Raw genomic sequence first — 22,128 nt, 5'->3', positions numbered from 1 at the left:
AGTCATAACTTTTCCTAAGTACTACAATGAAAAACGTAGAATAATATAATAATGATAAAAGTATTAGGTTTATGAATCATTATTTGTGAACATAAAGTCACTAAAAACCAGACAATAATAACCAATGTCCGCTTAGTTGTATGCGTCCGTACTATAACAGTTTTGCAAAAAACTCTCTATAATTGTATGTAGAGGCAGTCTATATCCCCTTATTGGAATATCTATCCTTATAGTGCCTTATAGATAACAGCGACTCGTACTGCGCTTATTTATATTCATACTACAGCTCACTCAATAAAAACGGCAAGACTGTCTCTAAACAGTCTCACCATAATGGATAAAAACAGTATTGTTTAAACATCCGCTATCTATGACAGCCAAACCCTCAAACCGCATTCAAATGTCGAATATTAAGATTCTTAATTTTTTTCTTCAAGCTTACGTAAGTCTTTATGCAAAATTTTACCAACGTTCGATTTTGGTAGCTCATCAATAAATTCAACATGACGGGGGCGTTTATAGCCAGTCAAATGCTCTTTAGCGTAGGCAAGGACATCTTCTTTAGTAAGGCTATCATCTTGGCGTACGACGAATATTTTTGGAACCTCGCCACTCTTTTCATCCTCAACACCAATGACACCGCACTCTAAAATCTTTGGATGACCAGCCATCACTTCTTCGACTTCATTCGGATACACATTAAAGCCTGACACTAAGATCATGTTCTTTTTACGATCAACGATGGTGACATAGCCTTCTTCATCCATAATTCCAATATCGCCAGTGCGGAAAAAGCCATCATCGGTCATCACTTCACGAGTCGCATCATCGCGATTCCAGTAGCCTTTCATAACCTGCGGGCCACGAACGCTAATCTCGCCGCGCTCACCCAGCTCAAGCTCATTACCCGCTTCATCTAAAATAGCAACGTCAGTACCTGGCATCGGTACGCCAATGTTGCCTGTGAACGTAGCACTATTATGTGGATTAGCTGTTGCAACTGGTGACGTCTCAGACAACCCGTAACCTTGAACGATAATATTGCCCGTCACCTGACGCCATTTTTCTGCTGTTGAGCTAAGGACTGCCATACCGCCGCCCATCGACGTGCGCAGCTTACTATGATCCATCGACTTGAACTCATCGTTGTTAGCCAGCGCATTAAATAAAGTATTTACCGCTGGAAAAAATGCTGGCGGGTTGTTTTTATAAGCTTTTAATAAACTATCAATGTCACGTGGATTGGGTACCAGTAAGCCAATACAACCGCGATAAATCCCAAACATACCGCAGACAGTAAAAGAGAAAATATGATATAGCGGTAAAGCGGTCATGATGACAGGCTGCTCGTTACTACTCTCAAACTCATCAAAAGCACTACCCAAAAAGGTATCGGACTGAATAAGGTTGGCCACTAAGTTTTTGTGGGTTAGCATGGCACCTTTGGCCACGCCAGTTGTACCGCCGGTATACTGTAATACGGCCACGTCATTGAGACTGATATTGTTTGGTCGTTGATACTTGCCTGCCGAGCTTTGCTTCAGCATGTTTTTAAACTCGACACTATTGGCGATTTTATATGGCGGTACCATTTTTTTGACGTGACGTACAACTGTATTGACCATAAGGCCTTTTAACGTGCCCATCAGATCGCCCATACCAGTGATGACCACATGATCCACCACCTTGCGACCAATATCTTGATAGGTTTTGGCAAAATTTTCGACTAAGATAAGTGCTTTAGATTCAGAGTCAGTCAGCTGGTGCTCAAGCTCTTTTGTGGTATATAGTGGATTGACATTGACTAAGGTCAGACCTGCTCGCAGTACACCAATGACGGTAACGGGCAGCTGTAAAATATTGGGCATCATGACTGCGACTTTATCGCCTTTGACCAGCCCAAGTGATTGCAAATAAGCGGCAACTTGACGACTATATAAGTCTACTTCTTTAAAACTAATCGACGAACCCATGCAGACGAATGCCGTCTTGTCACTGTACTTAAGAAAGCTTTTCTCAAAAATGTCTATCAGTGAAGTGTCATCGCTTGGCATGTCAATATCGTAAGTTAGCCCAAGCGCTTCATAGGTTTTGAGCCAGACTTTATCGTTACGACGGGTTAAATTGACTTGATTGTCCATAATCTTGTTTCTCCTCATGAGTTTACGCATTCAGTGGTAAATACTCCTTTGTTCTTTAACATACACACTTTGTACATACTACTCAATATAAAAGATTGGCACTAGAGTTCGCAAAGTTGCTTGACGTTTATTATTTCCTATAAAATCAATAATATACAGGTTTAATTTAAGCGTTTTTTACACTAACGCTTAGCATTAAATGGGTAGCTATTACCTTATAATGTTACTTATTTCTTTCTATGAGGCATCTTATATATAGCAAGGCAATACATAGTAAGCGCGACTATACTGGTTTATATCAGCACGTCATGACTTGTCGTCTATTCTAGATTATCCCTTTTTAATTGATGTAATATCCTTTAGGATAACGCTACCTTATTCTTATGTGAATTTTGTACCAATGCGGTGCGGCACATAAAATGCACTATATAAAACATACTAATTAAAAACACAGAAGCGAAACCTACTTTATGTCCGATGTTATTGATAATAAGATTGCTCCCATTATCCCAAGTGAGCCGATGGATACCCGATCGGTAGCAGAGTTCACTGAACAAGCTTACCTAAACTACGCCATGTACGTCATCATGGATCGGGCGCTGCCTAACATCGCTGATGGCCTCAAGCCTGTCCAGCGCCGTATCGTCTATGCCATGAGCGAGCTTGGCCTAAAGTCCTCAGCCAAAGCCAAAAAGTCTGCGCGTACCGTCGGTGATGTATTGGGTAAATATCATCCGCATGGCGATAGCGCCTGTTATGAGGCGATGGTGCTGATGGCGCAGCCATTTAGCTATCGTTATCCGCTGATTACTGGTCAAGGTAACTGGGGGAGCTCTGACGACCCCAAATCCTTTGCCGCTATGCGTTATACCGAAGCTAAAATGTCTGCCTATGCTAATACTTTGCTTGCTGAGCTCGGTCAAGGCACGGTCGATTGGCAAGACAATTTCGATGGCACCATACAGGAACCCGTTACCCTGCCTGCTCGCCTGCCTAATATTTTATTAAATGGTACGACTGGTATCGCTGTCGGTATGGCAACCGATATTCCGCCGCATAATCTAAACGAAGTGGTGCGTGCGGCGATTCGTCTGCTCAAAAACCCTGATCTGTCTGTTAAGCAACTGACTCAGTCGATACCAGCACCTGACTTACCAACGCATGCTGAGATCATCACCAGTAAAAAAGACTTACAGGCAATGTATGAAAGCGGTCGTGGCAGCTATAAAATGCGCGCGACCTATCATATCGATAGCAAAGAGAAGAATTTAGTTATCATCGATGCGCTACCCTACCAAGTCTCAGGCAACAAAATCCAAGAGCAAATCGCAAGACTTATGATGGACAAAAAGCTGCCTTGGATTACTGATATTCGTGATGAATCGGATCATGAAAACGCTTGCCGTATCGTACTTGAGCTGCGCTCTACCCGCGTCGATGTCGAGCGCGTCATGAGCCATTTGTTTGCCAGTACTGATCTAGAAAGCAACTACCGCGTCAATATGAACATGATCGGCCTAAATGGTAAACCGCAGGTCAAAAACTTAAAAGAAATCCTCGATGAATGGCTCGTTTGTCGCCGCTCAGTAGTCACCCGCCGCTTGCAATATCGCCTCGATAAAATCGATAAACGCCTGCATATCCTTGCAGGACTGCTAATCGCTTATCTAAATATTGATGAAGTGATTCGTATTATTCGTGAAGAAGACGATCCAAAATCAGCATTAATGCAAGGCTATGATCTGACTGACATACAAGCCAATGCTATCTTGGATATTCGTCTGCGTCAGCTGGCAAGGCTAGAAGAGATTGAGCTGCGCCGCGAGCAAGACGAGCTGGCAGCTGAGCGCGCCACTATTCAAGAGTACTTGGACAACCCAGACAGCTTGACCAATCTGATGATTGAAGAGCTCACCGCCGACATGAAAGAACACGGCAACGAGCGTATGTCACCACTGGCAGAACGCGAAGAGGCGCAGGCGTTAAAAGAGTCAGATCTGGTACCGAGTGAGCCTATTACCGCTATCTTATCAAAAGCTGGCTGGATTCGCGCCGCTAAAGGCCATGACGTCGATGCGACTGGCATGAGTTATCGTTCAGGTGACAGCTATCAAGCGTATGCACGCGGCAAGTCTAACGAAAAAATTTACGTGCTCGATAGCACCGGTCGCAGCTATGGTATCGATGCGCATAACCTTGCTTCTGCTCGTGGACAAGGTGATCCGCTGACCAGTGTGCTAAAACCGCCAGCAGGTGCTAGCTTTGAGCAGCTATTAACAGGCGCTAATGATCAGCGCATTGTCCTTGCCAGCTCGCAAGGTTATGGGTTTGTGAATACGCTTGGCAATCTTGATAGCAATCAAAAAGCGGGCAAAAAAATTATCAACCTAGGGATTGGCAGCCGTTTACTTCCCGTCGCACGTATTGATACCAATACGGACACCAATCACGACAATGATAAAGCAATACAAACCACGCCTGACCATATCGCTGTCGTGACCAATGCAGGTTACTTATTGATATTCGCTCTAGACGATTTGCCTGAACAAGCTCGCGGTAAAGGCAATAAAATGATCACGCTAAAAGGTGATGAAGAAGTGCTGGCTATCACGCCATTGAACCTACAAAACAGCCTTATTATTACCGCTGGCAAGCGTCATGTAACGCTAAAGCCCAATGATTTGGCCAACTATACGGGCAGTCGTGGTAATCGCGGTGGACAGCTGCCAAGAGGCTTTCAGAATGTGACTGGGGTTGAGGTTGGGTGATAATAGCTATGCTTTGCGCTCTAGTCTCTAACAGGTAAAGCTCACAATACTTTCAACGAAAAGCCGTCTACAAGGTATAGATGGCTTTTTTATGCAAGCTAAAACAGATGACCAACATAGTAAAAAGATACTAATTGTCTAAAACTTGCTGGATTTGGTATCTTCAAAAACTGCTGTCAAAAAGTTTTCAATCTGAGTACTTGTCATTAGATAAGGATTATAATCAGAACCTGCTGAGAAGCTTTTTAGAGCATACTCTTCATCTTCAGCGCTTGATGTTAGATGTTTGATTAAAAACCCATTCCATTGACGCGATTCTATTTCATCTATATTAACGATATTAGGAAAAATGGTTGAATGCTCCTCAAGTATTTTTCCTAAGGCAGTATTGATAGCAGGCCTTGTCCCTTGAAAACTTTGAACGAAATAACCTTCACTAATGACTAAAGCTGAAACTATATTGTTATCTTCAAAATATCTCCGCCAATACTCAAGTGCACGAGTCAGCTCGACTCCCGAATCTAGATCGATATTTTTGGCGATATATGTCATGTTGATCAGAATATGCTCACCATTTCTTTTTTTGCTTTCTGGAGTAGGGCTTGTCGTTGTATGCATAAGAAACCTTATTTATAAAATACTTATATAAACTAGAGATACACCTTTATTATAAAATATAATCGATAAGCTTTTAGATTTCGACCGATTTTTTATCTACCGTGATTTCTTAGAGTTGTAGCTATCGTAGATACCATCTCATTTTACCTCTGATATATAGTCAGTGCGTAATCTGGGCTAAAAGCCCAGCCTACAAAGTATTCTATTCTTAATCAACATATAAATCCCTAACCCTGCCTTAGCCCCAAAATAGGAATAACCAAATCTTCCTCATCGCTCAGATGCTGCGCGAGTAAGTTGGTTGCGTCCACCAATGTTTGATGTAATTGCTCTGCCAACGCTTTATCCTCGGCTTCACTTCTCGCCAGCGTATCATTTTGCACTTGTAGCTTATCGAGTAGCGCATCCAAGCGCACATGGTCGCACCCCAATATCTCAAACCCTGCCTGTAGCTGCGGATACATACTCACAAACTCAGGGAAAAATCCCTCATCCTCTACGCCATGATGTTGATGCAATTTTAGGATATGCATATTGATACGTTTGAGTATCTGCGAGCGATACTCTGACCAGTCGTACTCGCCAGATTGATAACCTACACTAATCTGTGTCAAGATACGCTGACGCTTGCGTATGTTAGTATGTACTTTTAGCCAGCCTGATGTCTTATAAGCATAATCTGCGCTAAACCATTGGTCTGGCGGTAGCTTGTTGAATAAGAACAGCCAGTCCATCTCAAGCCGACTCTCAGGATGACGCGGTGACAAGCTAAACAAATCCTCATCTGCACCGGTTTTGATAGCACTATCTTTGGCAGCAACATTTTTATTAATAATGCTTTGAGGTAAGTTATCCATTGCCTTATCCTTGTTAATTATTTTTACCAGTTACGTTTGCTCAGTTAACGCTCTTATTATTAAGAAAATCGTTTATTAAAAAAAGCAAAAGCTCATTAGAAATACTTAAATTATCTAAATAAATATTTAGAATATAAATATAGTTTAACACCTAAAAATCAATGATATGCTCGAGTCTGCATACCTTGAATATGCATGTTTAGCCCCTATAAATAATAAACTAATCAACGTGTTACATAATTTGGTCAGAACCTATGTACTGCTATACTACTGACTATGTAGAATGAAACGCATAATGACAAACACCCTTATACAAGCAGTACCAAGCGATATTGGCTTACCATTCATAGTAGTGTTTAAAATATAAAGGATAATCATGTTTATTGTAGATAAAGCTGTGAATGCTGATAGGCATAACAGAATACCCACCCCCAAAATTATATTTTTTGATATCGATGATACGCTAAGCCGTAACGGTATTATTGCTGAGCATAATAAGGCGACCCTCGAGGCGCTGGCTAAGACCGATATTAAGCTAGTGATTGCGACCGGGCGTTCTAAAGCCATTATTCCAGATGATATTTTGGCATTATTGGACGATAATATATTGGACGCCATCATCTGTATGAATGGACAATATAGCTTTGATAACCATGGTCTTATCAGTCATTATCCTTTATCTGCTGAACAAAACGACAAGATCGTCCAGCTGTGTCAGACAAGTAAGCTGATTCATAAGTTTGACTCTGCAACGCATATTGCTTGGTCAAACGAAAATGAGCGCCTGCGTGAATACAACGCCAGAACGCCCAACTCTATCGTGGATCCAGACTATTACAAATTAAACCCTGTATATCAATGCTCAGTATTTTTTAACAACCAAGACGATAAAATGCAAGACGTCGACTTTGCCCAGTACGATTTAAAATTGGTGCATTGGCATCAGATTGGTGCAGACATCTTACCCATAGAGGCGTCTAAAGCACGCGCTATTAAAGACCTATGCCAGCATTTTTCTTCAGATGTCAGCGAGTGCATGGCCTTTGGCGATGGCATGAATGACTTGGAGATGTTTGACTTGGTCGGCTTTGCTGTTGCCATGGGAGACTCTCAGCCTGCCCTCATCGCGCGAGCAGACTTCGTCACTGGGACTATTGAAGAATATGGCATTCAAAAGGTGCTTGAACAATTTAAGGTGGCGTCGTAATCAGGACAGCGTAAGCAAAACTGCCCATAGCCCTTTTTTTGTAATCCATAAAAAACCCTTGCCAGTAGCTGACAAGGGTTTTTATTTTGAGTAACGGCTAAACTTTATTAGCTATTATTCAACGAACAACTACCGCGCAGGATAGAAGGTTTCTGCGCCAGGCCCTACAGGTAGGCCTAGAACGAAAACCCATATAGAGAACAAAATGGTCCAACCAATCAAAAACGCCATAGAGTATGGCAGCATCATCGCCATCAACGTCCCTACCCCGGTATCTTTTTTATAACGCATCGCCACCGCCAAAATAAGACCAAAATAGCTCATCATAGGAGTAATAATATTGGTCGTTGAATCACCAATACGGTATGCCGCTTGAATCATCTCTGGCGCGTAACCCGTTAACATAAGCATCGGTACAAAGATGGGCGCAGTTACTGCCCACTGAGCAGATGCCGAACCAAGCATCAAGTTGACCAGACCACAAATTATGATAAAGCCAACTAACAATAAGGGCCCAGTAAGGCCAATATCGCTTAGGAAGGTCGCACCAGACACCGCCATCACTGAGCCAAGATTTGACCATTTAAAGAATGCGGTAAACTGTGCTGCAAAGAACACTAATACAATATAAATACTCAATGAGCTCATGGCGTTACTCATAGCATCAACCACGTCTTGGTTACTTTTGATGCTACCAGTAATCTTACCGTAGATATAACCTGGTATCGCAAAGAACACAAAAATAAAGACCACAATGCCTTTTAAAAATGGCGACCCTGATACCATACCAGTCTCTGCATTACGCAAGATACCATCGGCCGGCACCACTGTCCAAGCTAGCAATAAGCAGAATATGAGCATGCTGATACCTGCCCATAACAGCCCTTTTTTCTCCAGCGACGATACTTTTTCAATTTGCGTCTCTAGTACGGAAGCATCATCAGCGTCTTTAGGGTTATACTCACCCAAGCTTGGCTCAACGATTTTTTCTGTGACAAAATAACCAAGGCCACTGATCAAAAAGGTACTTGCTATCATGAAGTACCAATTGACCTCAGCGCCAACGGTGTAAGCTGGATCAATGATACGAGCCGCTTCTTGGGTAATCCCTGAAAGCAGTGGATCCACTGTTCCTAATAGCAAGTTGGCACTATAACCACCTGATACCCCAGCAAATGCTGCTGCCAGACCGGCCAGCGGATGCCTACCAAGTGAGTGAAAGATAACTGCCGCCAGTGGTATCAATACCACATAACCAAGCTCGGCGGCGGTGTTTGACATGATACCTGCAAATACGATGGTAAAGGTCACCATCTTCTTTGGAGCGTTCATGACCAGACCACGCAAAGCGGCTGATATCATGCCAGAGTATTCAGCGATACCAACGCCTAACAAAGCGACTAGCACTGTACCCAATGGCACAAAACCCGTAAAATTGGTGACTAAATTTTCAACAATACGGGCTAACCCTTCACCATTTAACAGATTGACGACTTCAATCATACCATCAGCGCTACGTCCGCTTGTGCCCTCTGGCCTTGGATCGATTACTGACACACCAAAGTAAGACATCACTGCTGAGAGAACCAATAACAGCACGGACATCCAAACAAATAAAATGACAGGATGTGGTAGCAAGTTACCAAGCCACTCAACACCCCTTAAAAACTTTTGCATACGTGAGTTTTGCGCTGCTTTATCAAAATTACTGTCTGGCGGACTACCATTTGGCAAATTACTTCCTTGCATAGCCATTGCTCCATTTAAAGTTTAAGTAAAGTGATTATGTTTAAAGTGTATGAAAACACCGATAAAAGGTTGAGATTGAAACATAATTGAGAAATAGAAACAAACAGTTTTGGCCTATAAAACAAATTTTTTGCAATATCTGGTAATACCCAAATTACAGCTAATCAAAAACTTAATATTAGAAATAAAAAAAGCGATAGATTAGAATGTTTCTAATCTATCGCCAATCAATAGTATGTAAGGGTTAATTAAGTACCGTCATTTCATAATAAAAGAGTTAAATTGAAAACAGTACTGCGCCAGCACCTAACGTTTATGAGTTACCAAACTATATATCCAGCCGCCAAATCTATAAAATCCTACGATCATAAGAATAAGCACCAACGCTGCCAATACATAAGCCAACCAATTGGGCATGCTACTTAACCAGCCAATCGTAAAGGCCATCCCCATATAGGTCTCAACTGGCCAGTCCACAATAGAGGTCGGAGAACCTGCATTAAACATCGCCATAAAACCTGCTAGTCCAATTAATGCAGCAATAATCCCAGCACGTTTGCGGTTATTCATATTTTTTCTCTTCTAATTTTGAAAAAACTGACTATATTAAGCCATGATTCTTCTAATTTTATAAGTTTTATAGCATTCAAGGTGTAGCACCAACATACTAAAGTGTTGTTAAGGCATTGTTAAACCACCATCGACAGCGATGGACTGCCCTGTGATAGCTAAGCTCAAATCAGATGCCATTAGCAACACTGAATTGGCAAAGTCAGCCACTGAAGTCGCTTGTCGTAATGGTGTGGTGGTGGCAATATAATCAAATACCTCTTCAGTCGTTAAACTGCTTGCATCCGTGGTTTTTAACAGTCCACCTGCCAGCAAGTTCACGCGTATGCCATACTTGCCCAGCTCCGCGGCCAAATTACGTGTCAGCCCAATCAATGCAGATTTAGCCGTCGTATAGTCGTAATAAGTGACGACCGGATTATAAACAAGGTTGGTTGAGATATTGATAATCTTGCCTACTTGCTGCGCTTTCATCTGTGGTAATACTGCTTGCACTGTATTAACAGCGCCCTTGACGATACCATCCATTTGCTGAGAAAAGTGTGTCCATTTGACAGTTTCAATACTGGTGTAATCAGCACTGGGATCAAACTGATAACTTGGCAAAGCATTATTGACCAAGATATCGATGCGACCATAACGAGCAATGACCTCGTCGGCCATTGCTTTGACCTGCTCAATCTCAGTGACATCCGCTTGATAAGCAAATGCCTGTCCACCAGTCGCCTCAATGTCTGCCACTACTTTGTCAGCAGCGGCTTTACTGTTGAGATAGTTCACGCAGACGAGAGCGCCTGCTGCAGCCATTTGCTGAGCAATCTGGGCCCCAAGGCCACGACTGGCGCCAGTAACGATGGCGACTTTGCCAGTTAAGAGCGCTGGAATAACCGTACTGGTCTGACTCATCATATCCATCCTTTATGTAATGTTATTAAGATATTAGGGTGTATAAAGTTTTAGATTTAAAAGTTACTAAGCTTTTAGTGATGACAATCATATCATGGTTGTCGGTTATCGTAGTGCCCAACCGCATCTATGACCTTTACATCAAAACCAGACAAATTCGGACTACTACCCTTTAAATAATCGCTTACGATGACCATAACAGTATAGTTACTGCTGTCAAATTGCAGCTCATTGCTTAACATGTCTCAATTTTTACTTTTTTGTCCATTTAGGAGAGCTACTTTGTCTCATTTATCACCTTCACACCTACCCTCACAAGTCTCTACTCACGCTGCCAGACGTATGAGTCTTGTAGTGCCTAAAGCATTGTTAGCCGCCGCTGTCGGCTTGGCACTTGCCAGCTGTAGTAACTCTGACAATGCTGCAACTGATGGTACTGCTACCAGCAATGAGACCCTAAACTTGTATAACTGGTCAGAGTATATGCCACAAGAGATTCTTGATGGCTTTGAGGAAGAGACAGGTATTTCGGTTAATTACACCACCTTTGACTCTAACGAAGCGATGTATGCCAAGCTTAAACTGCTTGACGACTCTAGTCAGTACGACCTAGCTGTGCCGTCAACTTACTATGTCGAAAAAATGGCAAATGAAGGCCTGTTGCAAGAAATCGATAAGTCAAAGCTCAGTAACTTTAGTAACTTAGATACCTCGTTTACCAATACTAAAGTCGATCCTGAGAACAAATACTCTATCCCTTATATGTGGGGCAGTACTGGGCTTGCCATCAATGGCGATAGCGTTGATCCTGCGACCGTCAATAGCTGGGATGACCTATGGAACCCTGATTACAAAGGTCAAGTCATGCTGACCAATGATGTGCGTGAAGTGTTTGGCATGGCACTACTCACGCTTGGGTACTCAGGTAATAGTAGCAATCCTGATGAGATTAAAGCGGCTTATGATAAGCTCACCGCTTTAATGCCTAACGTCAAAACCTTTAATTCAGATGCAACGCGCATGCCCTATATTGAAGGCGAAACTGCACTTGGTATGACATGGAATGGTGAAGCGGTCATGGCCAATGACGAGGGCCTAACGAGCTTGGTTTACAAATACCCATCTGAAGGCGCAATACTTTGGATGGACAACTTTGTCATTCCAAAAAATGCCAAACAAGTAGACGCGGCCCATCAATTTATCGATTATTTGCTGCGTCCTGAGAACGCTAAAATCGTTAGTGAAGAGATCGGCTACGCATCACCAAACGTAGCGGCACGTGAGCTTATGTCAGATGAAGTAAAAAACAATCCAGCCATTTATCCAAGTAAAGAAGTACTGGCAAAAGCTGAGTTCCAAGAAGATGTGGGCGATGAAGCGCTACAAGTCTATCAACAGTATTGGGATAAGCTAAAAACTGGTCGTTAATACAACTTCGTTCTATTTAACGATTAACCCACGTATTAATTGGTTGCATAAGCATAAAAACGCTGACTTTAAAGGTTAGCGTTTTTTATAGATGTAGATCTGTCTCGCCGCCTTTATTTTCGATTCGACGTTGTTCGCGTCGCTGGTAACGAAGACCGGAAGCTGCAAACCATTGCGGTTTGGTTGTCTGTAATAAATCACTGAGTCGCTGTAATTGCACTTGCAAGGTTTGGGTTAGCCAAAAATAGCCTTGCCATTCAAACCCTAAATTTTGCACACTTGGATAATCTGATACGGCGATACGCGTGATCGGCCGAAACACCTCATCACTTGGGCTACGCAGCACTGCTGCCATGTGTAGCATGGCTTGGGTCAGCTCATGTTGATAATGAATCAATAGGATATGATTTTCATCATCAATTTCAATGTTAGCTAGGCGCGGCGCGGCACTTAGTAATAAATCAATTGTCCCGATAATATTTCGATGCGTACGCTGAATGGTCTCCAAAGTTTCTTTGTCAATGCCCGACTCTCTTTCTGTCGCAGCAATGTGCGGGCGTACCGCTAATAGTCGCTTATTGATTTTTTGTAGCGCCTTAACCAACGCTTTATTGACTGGTGTATCAGGGACGGAGCTACTGGTAGGATAAATAAGACTTGCTGAGCTGGTGGCCTTGGTATATTTAAATGGTTTGGGCACCAAAACGTCAGCATCAATATGATTACCGACTCCGGCATATAGATTACCACAGGTCTCAAGATTGCTTGCCAGCAAAAAACGCCACATCAAAGTAGACTTGAGGGGTAAAACTAAGGTCGCCGCCACTGCTACTCCAGCGCCCAGCAAAATGTTAAAGGCACGGTACAGACCATCTTGACTGATACTGCTTTGGTCAGGGCTTGAAACAATCATCAGCATGGTAATACCAGTTAATAGACCAATATAACCCAACTGCTTGACTGCCACATAACCGATGATACCGCTGATGATACCGATAAGTAAGTAATATATCCACATCCAATTACCAATGTCTTGGCTTAACCACAAAAACCCAAGTCCAACGCCCACACCAAGTAGGGTACCTAATATGCGCTCTTTTGCTTTAGTATAAATTGCACCTTGGTATTGCAATAAACCCAAAATGACAAACACCGTAATGGTCGTCCACTCTCCATGCGGCAGATTGGTAACTTCATTCAACAATAGCGCAGTCAGCACCGCTGTGCCCAAACGTATCGCATGCAATACGTCAGCATGTTGATAACGCGCATAAGGCTCAACAAGTGGGGCGGTAAATCGTTGCCATAAAGTCGGTTTCAATTGGAATCACTCTTTTTATATAATAAAAATCTAAAAATAACAATAATAGAGAACTTTAATAGACAGTATTAATTGGATGATGATTGGCTACGTAGCCATGGATCGGACAGCTACTATTTAATATAGTCAATACTAACTAAAAGTGTCATGTATTTTATCTGTAGGCAAAGCCGATAGAAATTTTCTTGCTTGCTGTGCCTGCGCAGACAGAGGCTGCAAAAATTTATATCAGCTTTGCCATAACATTTTTAGAGTGAATTAACTATAACTCTTCACTCACCATCAAAAAATAACGCCTTTTATCTATTAAAAGATAAAAGACGTTAAAGGTCAAAGCACGCGGGTACAAAATAGACAAAACTTATGTACTTACTTACTCTTCGATACTTACCGCATTTTTACATAGAGGACTTGTTTTAAAAGCTATACTTCTAGGTAATCCAAAATACCCTCAGCCGCTTGGCGACCGTCCCAGATGGCGGTCACGACCAAATCAGAACCGCGTACCATATCACCTCCAGCAAAAATCTTAGGGTTTTGCGTTTGGAACTTATAGGTTTGCTCTTCTAAAGCGACAACGCGTCCTGTAGGGTCTAACGCCACTTGCTGTGTCTCAAACCATTCTGTAGGGCTAGGACGGAAGCCAAAGGCCATAATGACCGCATCACAAGGGATAATCTCCTCAGAGTTAGGAATTGGCTCGGGACGACGACGTCCTCGGTTATCTGGGGCCCCCAAATGAGTAGTAACGACTTTTACCGCGTTGACCTTACCATTTAAGCCGATGATTTCGGTTGGTTGGCGATTAAACAAAAACTCAACCCCTTCTTCGCGAGCATTGACGACCTCACGACGTGAGCCTGGCATATTTTCCTCATCGCGGCGATAGGCACAGACCACTTGCTCTGCACCTTGACGAATACTGGTCCGATTACAGTCCATAGCCGTATCACCGCCGCCCAATACCACCACTTTTTTGCCTTTTAGATCGATATATTCGTCGGCATCTTTTTCCCAGTCGTTACAACGATTGACGTTGGCAATCAAGTAATCTAGTGCATCATAGACGCCGTCCAACTCCTCACCAGCAAAGCCGCCACGCATATAAGTGTACGTGCCCATACCCATAAACACCGCATCATAATCACTTAACAGCTCATCGATGCTGATATCAACTCCGATTTCTGTCTCGAGACGAAACTCAATACCCATACCTTCAAAGATGACGCGGCGATTGCGCATGACGTCTTTTTCCATTTTAAACTCTGGAATACCAAAGGTCAGTAAGCCACCAATCTCAGGACGTTTGTCATAGACGACTGGTTTTACACCATTTCTCACCAAAATGTCTGCACAACCAAGACCTGCCGGCCCTGCACCGATGATGGCGACCTTTTTATCTGTCCAGACGACATCTGACATGTCAGGTCGCCAGCCAAGCGCAAAAGCCGTATCGTTAATGTATTTTTCGACATTGCCAATGGTTACAGCGCCAAAGCCATCATTCAGCGTACAAGCACCTTCACATAGGCGGTCTTGTGGACAGACACGTCCGCAGACCTCGGGTAAAGTATTGGTACGGTGGCACAGCTCTGCTGCCTGAAATATTTGGCCTTCGGTCGCCAGTTTAAGCCAATTAGGAATGTAGTTGTGTACCGGACATTTCCATTCACAGTAGGGATTGCCGCACTCAAGACAACGATGCGACTGCTGCGCCACCGATTCACTTTCAAACGGTTTGTAAATTTCGACAAACTCTGTCGAGCGCATCGCAATGTCTTTTTTGTTCGGCTCAAGCCGCGGTACGTCTAAAAATTGGAAACTATTATCTAAGCGTTTTGCCATAATGCCTTACTCTTCTATATAGGGCTTTCTATAGTGGGTAGTGACAGTTGACGTGTGCCGTCTACATTAGGTCAATAGACCTATTAATACTGTCACTTACCTACCTACAATATCAGCGCAGTGAGAGGTAATCTCTTAAATGTGTAATTAAACCTTAGCGAATCGCAAGTTATTGTGGATCAGCCGTTGTGGTCTTAAGCAATGTTGCAATGTTGGCCGCTTTGGGTTTAACCAAATATACCTTACGAACATAATGCTCAAAATCAGCCAATATCGTCTGACCCCAGGCGCTACCTGTCTTATCCACATGAGCTTCAATGACTTGATGCAAATGAATACGATGTTCTTCAGTTTGCTCGCTCGATATGCGGTTTAAGTCAATCAGCTCATGGTTACAGCGATCAAAGAAGTCGCCTTCCATATCAAGTACATAAGCAAAACCGCCCGTCATACCCGCACCGAAGTTAAGACCAGTGCGTCCAAGAACAGTAATAATGCCACCTGTCATATACTCACAGCAGTGATCGCCTGTGCCTTCAATGACCGCGTGAGCGCCAGAGTTTCGTACCCCAAAACGCTCGCCTGCTGTACCTGCCGCGTATAGCTTGCCGCCTGTTGCACCATAGAGACAGGTATTACCAATAATAGCAGTCTCTTGTGCGCTAAAGCTTGAGTCTTTTGGCGGATAAATCACAATCTCACCGCCTGCCATGCCTTTACCGACGTAATCGTTGGCATCACCTTCAAGCTCAATGTGCAAGCCACCTGCATTCCAAACGCCTAAGCTTTGCCCTGCAGTACCCGTCAAATGCAGTTTAATTGGCATATCACTCATGCCAAGATTGCCCCATACTTGCGCAATCTCACCGGAGATACGCGCGCCGATAGAGCGATCACAATTACCGACATAGTAGCTATAATCACCGCCACTACCTTTACGGATATTAATCAGCATATCACTAATCATCTGCTCAGCCAGCAAGCCTTTATCAAACGGCTCATTACGCTCAACCTGACAAGTTTGCGCTTTACCGCTACTGGCAGGATGACTAAACAATAATGGCGTTAAATCTAGATGACGCTGTTTGTCGGTATTGCCCTCTAATACGTCGAGCAAATCTGTACGCCCGACCAGTTCTTCCATGCTACGTACACCAAGAGCGGCGAGCCATTCGCGCGTTTCAGTTGCCACAAATTTGAAGAAATTGATAAGCATTTCAGCCTCACCAATAAAGTGCTCGTCACGTAACTTAGCTTTTTGCGTGGCAACCCCTGTCGGGCAGTTGTTTAGATGACAAATACGCAAGTATTTACAACCAACCGCAATCATCGGTGTGGTACCAAAACCAAAGCTTTCTGCTCCAAGAATAGCGGCTTTTACCACATCAAGGCCTGTTTTGAGACCGCCATCAGTTTGTACGCGCACTTTATCGCGTAGACCATTGACACGTAGCGACTGATGCGTCTCAGCCAGACCCAGCTCCCATGGCGAGCCGGCGTGATGAATAGAGGACAGTGGTGAGGCTGCGGTACCGCCATCATACCCTGAGATGGTAATCAAGTCGGCGTAAGCTTTTGCCACACCTGTTGCGATAGTACCAACGCCTGGACGCGAGACCAATTTAACTGATACCAAGGCATCTGGATTAACTTGTTTCAAATCAAAGATCAGCTGAGCAAGATCTTCAATAGAATAAATATCATGATGCGGCGGCGGTGAGATGAGTGTCACTCCAGGTACAGAGTAACGCAGACGGGCAATCAAGGCATTAACCTTGCCGCCTGGCAGCTGACCACCCTCGCCCGGTTTGGCACCCTGCGCGACTTTGATCTGCATGACTTCTGCTGAACGCAAGTACGCAGGCGTAACGCCAAAACGCCCAGAGGCCACTTGCTTGATTTTTGAGTTACGCAGCGTGCCATAACGTACTGGATCTTCACCGCCCTCCCCTGAGTTTGAACGGCCACCAATAGTATTCATTGCCATGGCGATTGATTCATGCGCCTCGGGCGATAGCGCCCCTAATGACATACCAGCGGAGTCAAAGCGAGTTAAAATCTTTGCAGTATCTTCGACCTCATTGACATCAATACTGTTATCCGTTTTTAGTTGCAGCAGATCACGCAAGGTCGCGATCGGACGACTATTAACCAAGTCGGCATACTGACGATAATTGTCGTAGTCACCAGTACGAACTGCTGTATGTAAGCTATTGATTACGTCAGGATTGAAGGCGTGGTATTCCTTATTAAAGACGAATTTTAGCAAGCCACCTTGATCAAGTGGTGCACGGCGTTTAAAGGCATTGGCCGCTAATTGCGCTTGGTCCGCTGCCAGATCGGCAAAGGTAGCGCCTTTAATGCGACTTTGCACGCCTTTAAAGCATAAACTCACCACTTCTTCTGAGAGACCAACGGCTTCAAATAATTGTGCACCGCGATAAGAGACGATGGTGGAGATGCCCATTTTTGATAGGATTTTTAGTAAGCCTTTATCCAAGCCTTTACGAAAATTTACCCGTGCTTGAATCGGATCGCCAAGCAGCTCACCCGTTGCGACCAAATCATCAATGACGTCGTACGCCAAGTATGGGTAGATGCAGGTCGCGCCAAAGCCAATTAATACCGCTACTTGATGCGAATCACGTGCCAGACCGGTCTCGATGATTAAGTTGGCATCAGTACGGATACCTTGGGCAATCAGATAATGATGCACCGCGCCTGTCACCATTATGGCATTGGCAGGTACTTTATCCGCATTAATATTTTTATCCGACAACACAATCAACGTATGACCAGCACGGATAGCGCGTGCCACCTCTTCACAAATAGCGTTGATAGCCTCAGACAGCTCTAACGTACGATCATAGTTTAGATCAATACGCGCCATTTTAAACGCTGGATCATCCAAGGTTTCAAGCTGCTGCATTTTGCTAGCTGATAATACTGGCGACGATAAAATAATACGGTGCGCGTCTTTTTCTGATGGCGCAAATACGTTGGTTTGAGCACCAAGACACGTTTGCAACGACATGACGATTGACTCACGCAGTGGATCAATCGGCGGGTTGGTTACTTGTGCAAACTGCTGACGAAAGAAATCTCCAACATGGCGAATTTGCTGCGATAACACCGCCATTGGCGTATCATCACCCATCGAACCGACAGGCTCCTGACCATTTTCGGCATTGGGACGAATAATTTCAGTACGCTCTTCATTGGTAATGTGATACATTTTTTGCAGTGCTTTTAAAGTGTCACCGCGACATGCCTGCGCTGCTATCTCTTCTTCTAAGCGTTCATCATCGCGAATACGTGTTGCTTCTTCACGCAGCCACTTACGGTACGGGTGCGCTTTTTTGAGTAAAGTAGCAATGGCTTTAGTATCTAAAATTTGACCAGTTAACGTATCAATAACCAGCATCTGACCTGGGCCTACGCGTCCTTTTGCTAGCACATCTTTAGGATCATAGTCCCAAACGCCCACTTCAGAGGCAACCGTGATATAGCCGTTTTTGGTCGTGACCCAGCGTGAGGGTCGTAAACCATTACGATCAAGCATACAGACTGCATAGCGTCCATCTTGAATCACAAGACCCGCTGGACCGTCCCACGCCTCCATATGCTGCGAGTAAAACTCATAAAACGCGCGCAAGTCCATGTCCATGCTATCGACATTTTGCCAAGCTGGGGGCACAAGTATCGACATGGCATGAAAAAGATTCATACCGCCTGACATCAGCACCTCAAGCATATTGTCTAAGCTCGATGAGTCTGAGCCTGTGCGATTGACCAATGGCGTTAACTCATTTAAGTCTGGCAATTTTTCTGATTTTAACTTTGGTGTACGTGCCTCTGACCAGTTGCGGTTACCCGTAATGGTGTTGAGCTCACCATTGTGAGCCAGATAGCGGAACGGCTGCGCAAGGGGCCAGCGCGGTAAGGTGTTGGTTGAAAAACGCTGATGAAATACGACGATATGGGACGCCAAACGTTCATCTTGTAAGTCCAAAAAGAACGCTGGCAAATCTGATGGCATTACCAACCCTTTATAGATAATCGTCTGAGAGCTCAACGAGCATACGTAAAACAGCTCATCATCAACCAGTCGTTGCTCTGCTTTTTTACGTGCCACAAACAACTTACGATTAAAATCATCTGCAGCCAAGTCATCAGGCGCATTGACAAACACTTGCTTAAAATCAGGCAATGTTTCACGGCCAATCTCACCGACAATACTCAAATCAAGTGGCACATCACGCCAGCCAACCACATCTAAACCTTGTGCAGTAATCTCTTCAGAAAGTATTTGCTGGCTATGCTGGGCTTTGTCGTCATCTACATTGACAAAGACCATACCGACAGCGAAATTGTCATTGAGCACAAGCTGCTGCTCGGTGGCGACCTTTTGAAAGAAATCAGTAGGCGTTGCTAATAGTAGTCCACAACCGTCACCAGTTCTACCATCGGCAGCAACACCGCCGCGATGGGTCATACAACTTAAGCTATGAATAGCGGTCTTGACCAGATCATGGCTGGCTTGACCCTCAATATGAGCAATCAAACCAAAACCACAGTTATCAGAGAAGTCATCTGGCGTGGCCAAATGCGTATGGGAGGAAATCATTGACATGGCGAGTCCTTTTAAGTGAACGGGCAGCATATGTATCCAATGCAGAACATAGGCTGAATACCGTAGGCAGAACGGGTTAATGATAAATACTCATATTTCCGGATAAATAAATGATGCGATTAACAATAGGTTTTAGCGCTTTGAAAGTGACAAAATACTCATCACTGTCGCATTTATTTAAATACAGGCTACTAAATAGACGGCTGTTAAGCATTAATAGGAGCAAGATAAGAGCGTCGATGAAATGCTAAGCGTTAAAGCATTAGCACGTTGTTCTTTGCTTTGCAGCTATTTATAGCTTTTAGTTATAAGCATCAATATGACACATATATCGATCAACAACTGACTGGTTGAAAGCCTAAAAACACGGTTTTCAATTGAGTTTGAATATCAGACACTTTGCATTCAAGCGCCTTAACAACCTTAGGAAGGAGGAGGATAAGAGAAATTGTACTACCATTTTTTATAAACTTAATATAAATGGTCAGTCACTACGCTTGAAGCAACGACATTACCATAACAGCTTGCTACAACAGCATAAAACAGATGCCAACCAAAATAGCTGCTTTACAGTAACTCTACAGAGCGTCACCCATATTCATATTAGTTAATGATTGTAGAAAAATCTAGTCTTTTCTATTAATTAATTTAATTATGGTATTAAGAATGATTTCAAACTTTTAGTATTAAAGCACGTAACTAAGAGTATTAAAAATACTTATAAAATACTGCTGAGTTATTTTTTATTCGCCATATACTTTTGCTATCTTAAAATGAGTTATATCCGTTATTGGTCTATTATTGATAATCAACATCTAAAACACAGCGACTCTCCAAGCTGACCAATAAATCCTTTGTCAAATCGCCATAGAAAAGCCTGCAAAACTTGCGTCTTGCAGGCATATCAAATGGTGATAAAAGCACCATGGATCATCTTATAAAATGCTAGTCAGTTTTCTCTTCTATCAGCTCTTTAATACTATCATTGTTGTTTTTAGCGGCTCCCGCGTTGTTGTTCTTAGCTGGTTCAGCATTAGGGCTTTTAACGGTTTCGTTATTGGCGCTCTTATTACCAGCCCCTGAACTGGTATTGTTTCTCTCACTGCTATTTGCCGCACTTGGTGGTTTTGGCGTCGGAACCACTGGTAAGCTTTTGGTTTCTGACTCAGAGTTACGCGTATTGTCTTCGTTTTTAGCGGTAGGTGTTGAATTACTTCCTTCACCTTCAGTAATCACGGTACGCTCTTCGTTAACTGCCAAAGTTGCAGAGGTATCCTCTGATTGACGGATACTTTCAGCCGTACTGTTATTGGTCCCTTGACTCCCAGCTCCGTTGCTGTCTAAACTTTCATCTGTCTTGCGAACAGGTACTTCACGCTCAGTTGGCTGCAACCTGACAGATCTTGAACGCCTCGTGCTCAGATCTTTAATAGGTCCAGGACGCTCATAATTATCGACAATACCGACATAGCGGCTGATTTCTTCTGGCAAGACACGCACTTCAGCTGGCAAACCAAAATCAACCAACTTAGCCGCTCCTACTGCTTCTTGCGGACTACTCATCAGTCCATAAATCAACATATAGCGCAGTTGATTGTTGTCATCGCGGTAACGAAAGTACGAGAACTTTTTACGATCATCACGACCTTCTAGATAACTGGTAATGACTTCATTTTCTGCTACGTTCATAACTTGCACAGTCCATTTGCCTTTATTAGCTAGCAAATAGCGCTTGTCTTTAAACTCATCAGGATAGTTGCGCAAATCACGAATGGTATCTTCAAAGTTAATCGGTTGTACGTCGTTATCAAGCTCATGCAACGCTTCGACAGATAAGGGTTGCTTGAGCTCAGTGCTGAGTGTTTCTGGCGCGGATATTGGCGCGTTTTCAATTTTGGCACCGATAGCAGGAGTTTGACTAAACATCCAAAGCAATGCTGTTAAGACCCCTAAAAGTAAAGTCATCATCAGCCACATCAAAGCCTGCCTGCGATATGACGTGTGTTTTGAACGAGTCGTTGAGCTCGATGAGACCATGGGTGTTTCCTTGGGAAAATAGGGTAAAGCATGTTGATAAAACTATAT

At 43.5% G+C, this 22,128-nt stretch carries 13 protein-coding genes; 3 read left to right on the top strand and 10 right to left on the bottom strand.

Going from position 1 to position 22,128, the window contains the following annotated elements; translation table 11 throughout:
- Window positions 1-419 precede the first annotated feature (419 nt).
- Window positions 420-2,141 carry an AMP-binding protein gene (locus tag BTV98_RS00155; RefSeq protein WP_058369510.1) on the bottom strand — a complete coding sequence of 574 codons (1,722 nt, stop codon included), beginning with the start codon at window positions 2,139-2,141 and terminating at the stop codon, window positions 420-422.
- Window positions 2,142-2,611: 470 nt separating this feature from the next.
- Here BTV98_RS00155 and parC point away from each other — a divergent pair, with 470 nt between their 5' ends.
- Entirely contained in the window at window positions 2,612-4,909 is a 2,298-nt protein-coding gene (gene parC / locus BTV98_RS00150; protein WP_075102698.1) for a DNA topoisomerase IV subunit A, read from the top strand.
- Window positions 4,910-5,047: 138 nt separating this feature from the next.
- Here the strand turns inward: parC and BTV98_RS00145 are convergent, their stop codons facing one another.
- The gene (locus BTV98_RS00145; RefSeq protein ID WP_058369512.1) at window positions 5,048-5,527 is read right to left on the bottom strand and encodes a BLUF domain-containing protein; all 480 of its coding nucleotides are present in this window, start codon (window positions 5,525-5,527) and stop codon (window positions 5,048-5,050) included.
- Between the two features lie 227 nt (window positions 5,528-5,754).
- A complete protein-coding gene (locus BTV98_RS00140; RefSeq protein WP_082638069.1) occupies window positions 5,755-6,384 on the bottom strand; it encodes a hemerythrin domain-containing protein in 630 nt (209 codons plus the stop codon).
- A 376-nt stretch (window positions 6,385-6,760) separates the two neighbouring features.
- Between BTV98_RS00140 and BTV98_RS00135 the strand changes: the two genes are divergently transcribed.
- A complete protein-coding gene (locus BTV98_RS00135) occupies window positions 6,761-7,591 on the top strand; it encodes a Cof-type HAD-IIB family hydrolase (protein WP_058369513.1) in 831 nt (276 codons plus the stop codon).
- Window positions 7,592-7,720: 129 nt separating this feature from the next.
- Here BTV98_RS00135 and BTV98_RS00130 read toward each other — a convergent pair whose 3' ends face one another.
- From BTV98_RS00130 to BTV98_RS00120, 3 genes are all read right to left on the bottom strand, one after another.
- Window positions 7,721-9,340, bottom strand: coding sequence for an AbgT family transporter (locus BTV98_RS00130; protein ID WP_058369514.1), 1,620 nt, complete (start codon window positions 9,338-9,340; stop codon window positions 7,721-7,723).
- A 306-nt stretch (window positions 9,341-9,646) separates the two neighbouring features.
- Complete coding sequence (locus tag BTV98_RS00125; RefSeq protein ID WP_058369516.1) at window positions 9,647-9,910, bottom strand: hypothetical protein; 264 nt, start codon at window positions 9,908-9,910, stop codon at window positions 9,647-9,649.
- 108 nt (window positions 9,911-10,018) lie between these two features.
- The gene (locus BTV98_RS00120; protein WP_256713803.1) at window positions 10,019-10,819 is read right to left on the bottom strand and encodes a 3-oxoacyl-ACP reductase; all 801 of its coding nucleotides are present in this window, start codon (window positions 10,817-10,819) and stop codon (window positions 10,019-10,021) included.
- A gap of 279 nt (window positions 10,820-11,098) precedes the next feature.
- On the opposite strand from BTV98_RS00120, the gene BTV98_RS00115 reads away from it, so the two are divergent.
- Window positions 11,099-12,244, top strand: coding sequence for a PotD/PotF family extracellular solute-binding protein (locus BTV98_RS00115; protein ID WP_256713802.1), 1,146 nt, complete (start codon window positions 11,099-11,101; stop codon window positions 12,242-12,244).
- Between the two features lie 85 nt (window positions 12,245-12,329).
- Here the strand turns inward: BTV98_RS00115 and BTV98_RS00110 are convergent, their stop codons facing one another.
- The 4 genes from BTV98_RS00110 to BTV98_RS00095 all read right to left on the bottom strand — a co-directional run bounded on the left by BTV98_RS00110 (window position 12,330) and on the right by BTV98_RS00095 (window position 22,080).
- The gene (locus tag BTV98_RS00110; RefSeq protein ID WP_058369518.1) at window positions 12,330-13,565 is read right to left on the bottom strand and encodes an FUSC family protein; all 1,236 of its coding nucleotides are present in this window, start codon (window positions 13,563-13,565) and stop codon (window positions 12,330-12,332) included.
- Window positions 13,566-13,988: 423 nt separating this feature from the next.
- Window positions 13,989-15,410: an FAD-dependent oxidoreductase gene (locus BTV98_RS00105; protein WP_058369519.1), complete on the bottom strand. Its 1,422-nt coding sequence runs from the start codon at window positions 15,408-15,410 to the stop codon at window positions 13,989-13,991.
- Window positions 15,411-15,579: 169 nt separating this feature from the next.
- Complete coding sequence (gltB, locus tag BTV98_RS00100) at window positions 15,580-20,043, bottom strand: glutamate synthase large subunit (protein WP_058369520.1); 4,464 nt, start codon at window positions 20,041-20,043, stop codon at window positions 15,580-15,582.
- Between the two features lie 945 nt (window positions 20,044-20,988).
- Entirely contained in the window at window positions 20,989-22,080 is a 1,092-nt protein-coding gene (locus BTV98_RS00095) for a hypothetical protein (RefSeq protein WP_058369521.1), read from the bottom strand.
- Between the last annotated feature and the right edge of the window lie 48 nt (window positions 22,081-22,128).

Origin of the sequence: Psychrobacter sp. Cmf 22.2 (genome assembly GCF_001921745.1) — a bacterium.
In the GTDB taxonomy this organism is placed as follows: Bacteria; Pseudomonadota; Gammaproteobacteria; order Pseudomonadales; family Moraxellaceae; genus Psychrobacter.
Note: the sequence above shows the minus strand (reverse complement) of the source record. Positions and strands in the feature narration are given on the sequence as shown.

Coding starts and splice junctions, on each gene's coding strand:
- BTV98_RS00095 (WP_058369521.1), bottom strand. CDS start 22,080: ATGGTCTCATCGAGCTCAACGACTCGTTCAAAACACACGTCATATCGC.
- BTV98_RS00140 (WP_082638069.1), bottom strand. CDS start 6,384: ATGGATAACTTACCTCAAAGCATTATTAATAAAAATGTTGCTGCCAAA.
- BTV98_RS00125 (WP_058369516.1), bottom strand. CDS start 9,910: ATGAATAACCGCAAACGTGCTGGGATTATTGCTGCATTAATTGGACTA.
- BTV98_RS00130 (WP_058369514.1), bottom strand. CDS start 9,340: ATGCAAGGAAGTAATTTGCCAAATGGTAGTCCGCCAGACAGTAATTTT.
- BTV98_RS00120 (WP_256713803.1), bottom strand. CDS start 10,819: ATGATGAGTCAGACCAGTACGGTTATTCCAGCGCTCTTAACTGGCAAA.
- parC (WP_075102698.1), top strand. CDS start 2,612: ATGTCCGATGTTATTGATAATAAGATTGCTCCCATTATCCCAAGTGAG.
- gltB (WP_058369520.1), bottom strand. CDS start 20,043: ATGTCAATGATTTCCTCCCATACGCATTTGGCCACGCCAGATGACTTC.
- BTV98_RS00105 (WP_058369519.1), bottom strand. CDS start 15,410: ATGGCAAAACGCTTAGATAATAGTTTCCAATTTTTAGACGTACCGCGG.
- BTV98_RS00135 (WP_058369513.1), top strand. CDS start 6,761: ATGTTTATTGTAGATAAAGCTGTGAATGCTGATAGGCATAACAGAATA.
- BTV98_RS00155 (WP_058369510.1), bottom strand. CDS start 2,141: ATGGACAATCAAGTCAATTTAACCCGTCGTAACGATAAAGTCTGGCTC.
- BTV98_RS00145 (WP_058369512.1), bottom strand. CDS start 5,527: ATGCATACAACGACAAGCCCTACTCCAGAAAGCAAAAAAAGAAATGGT.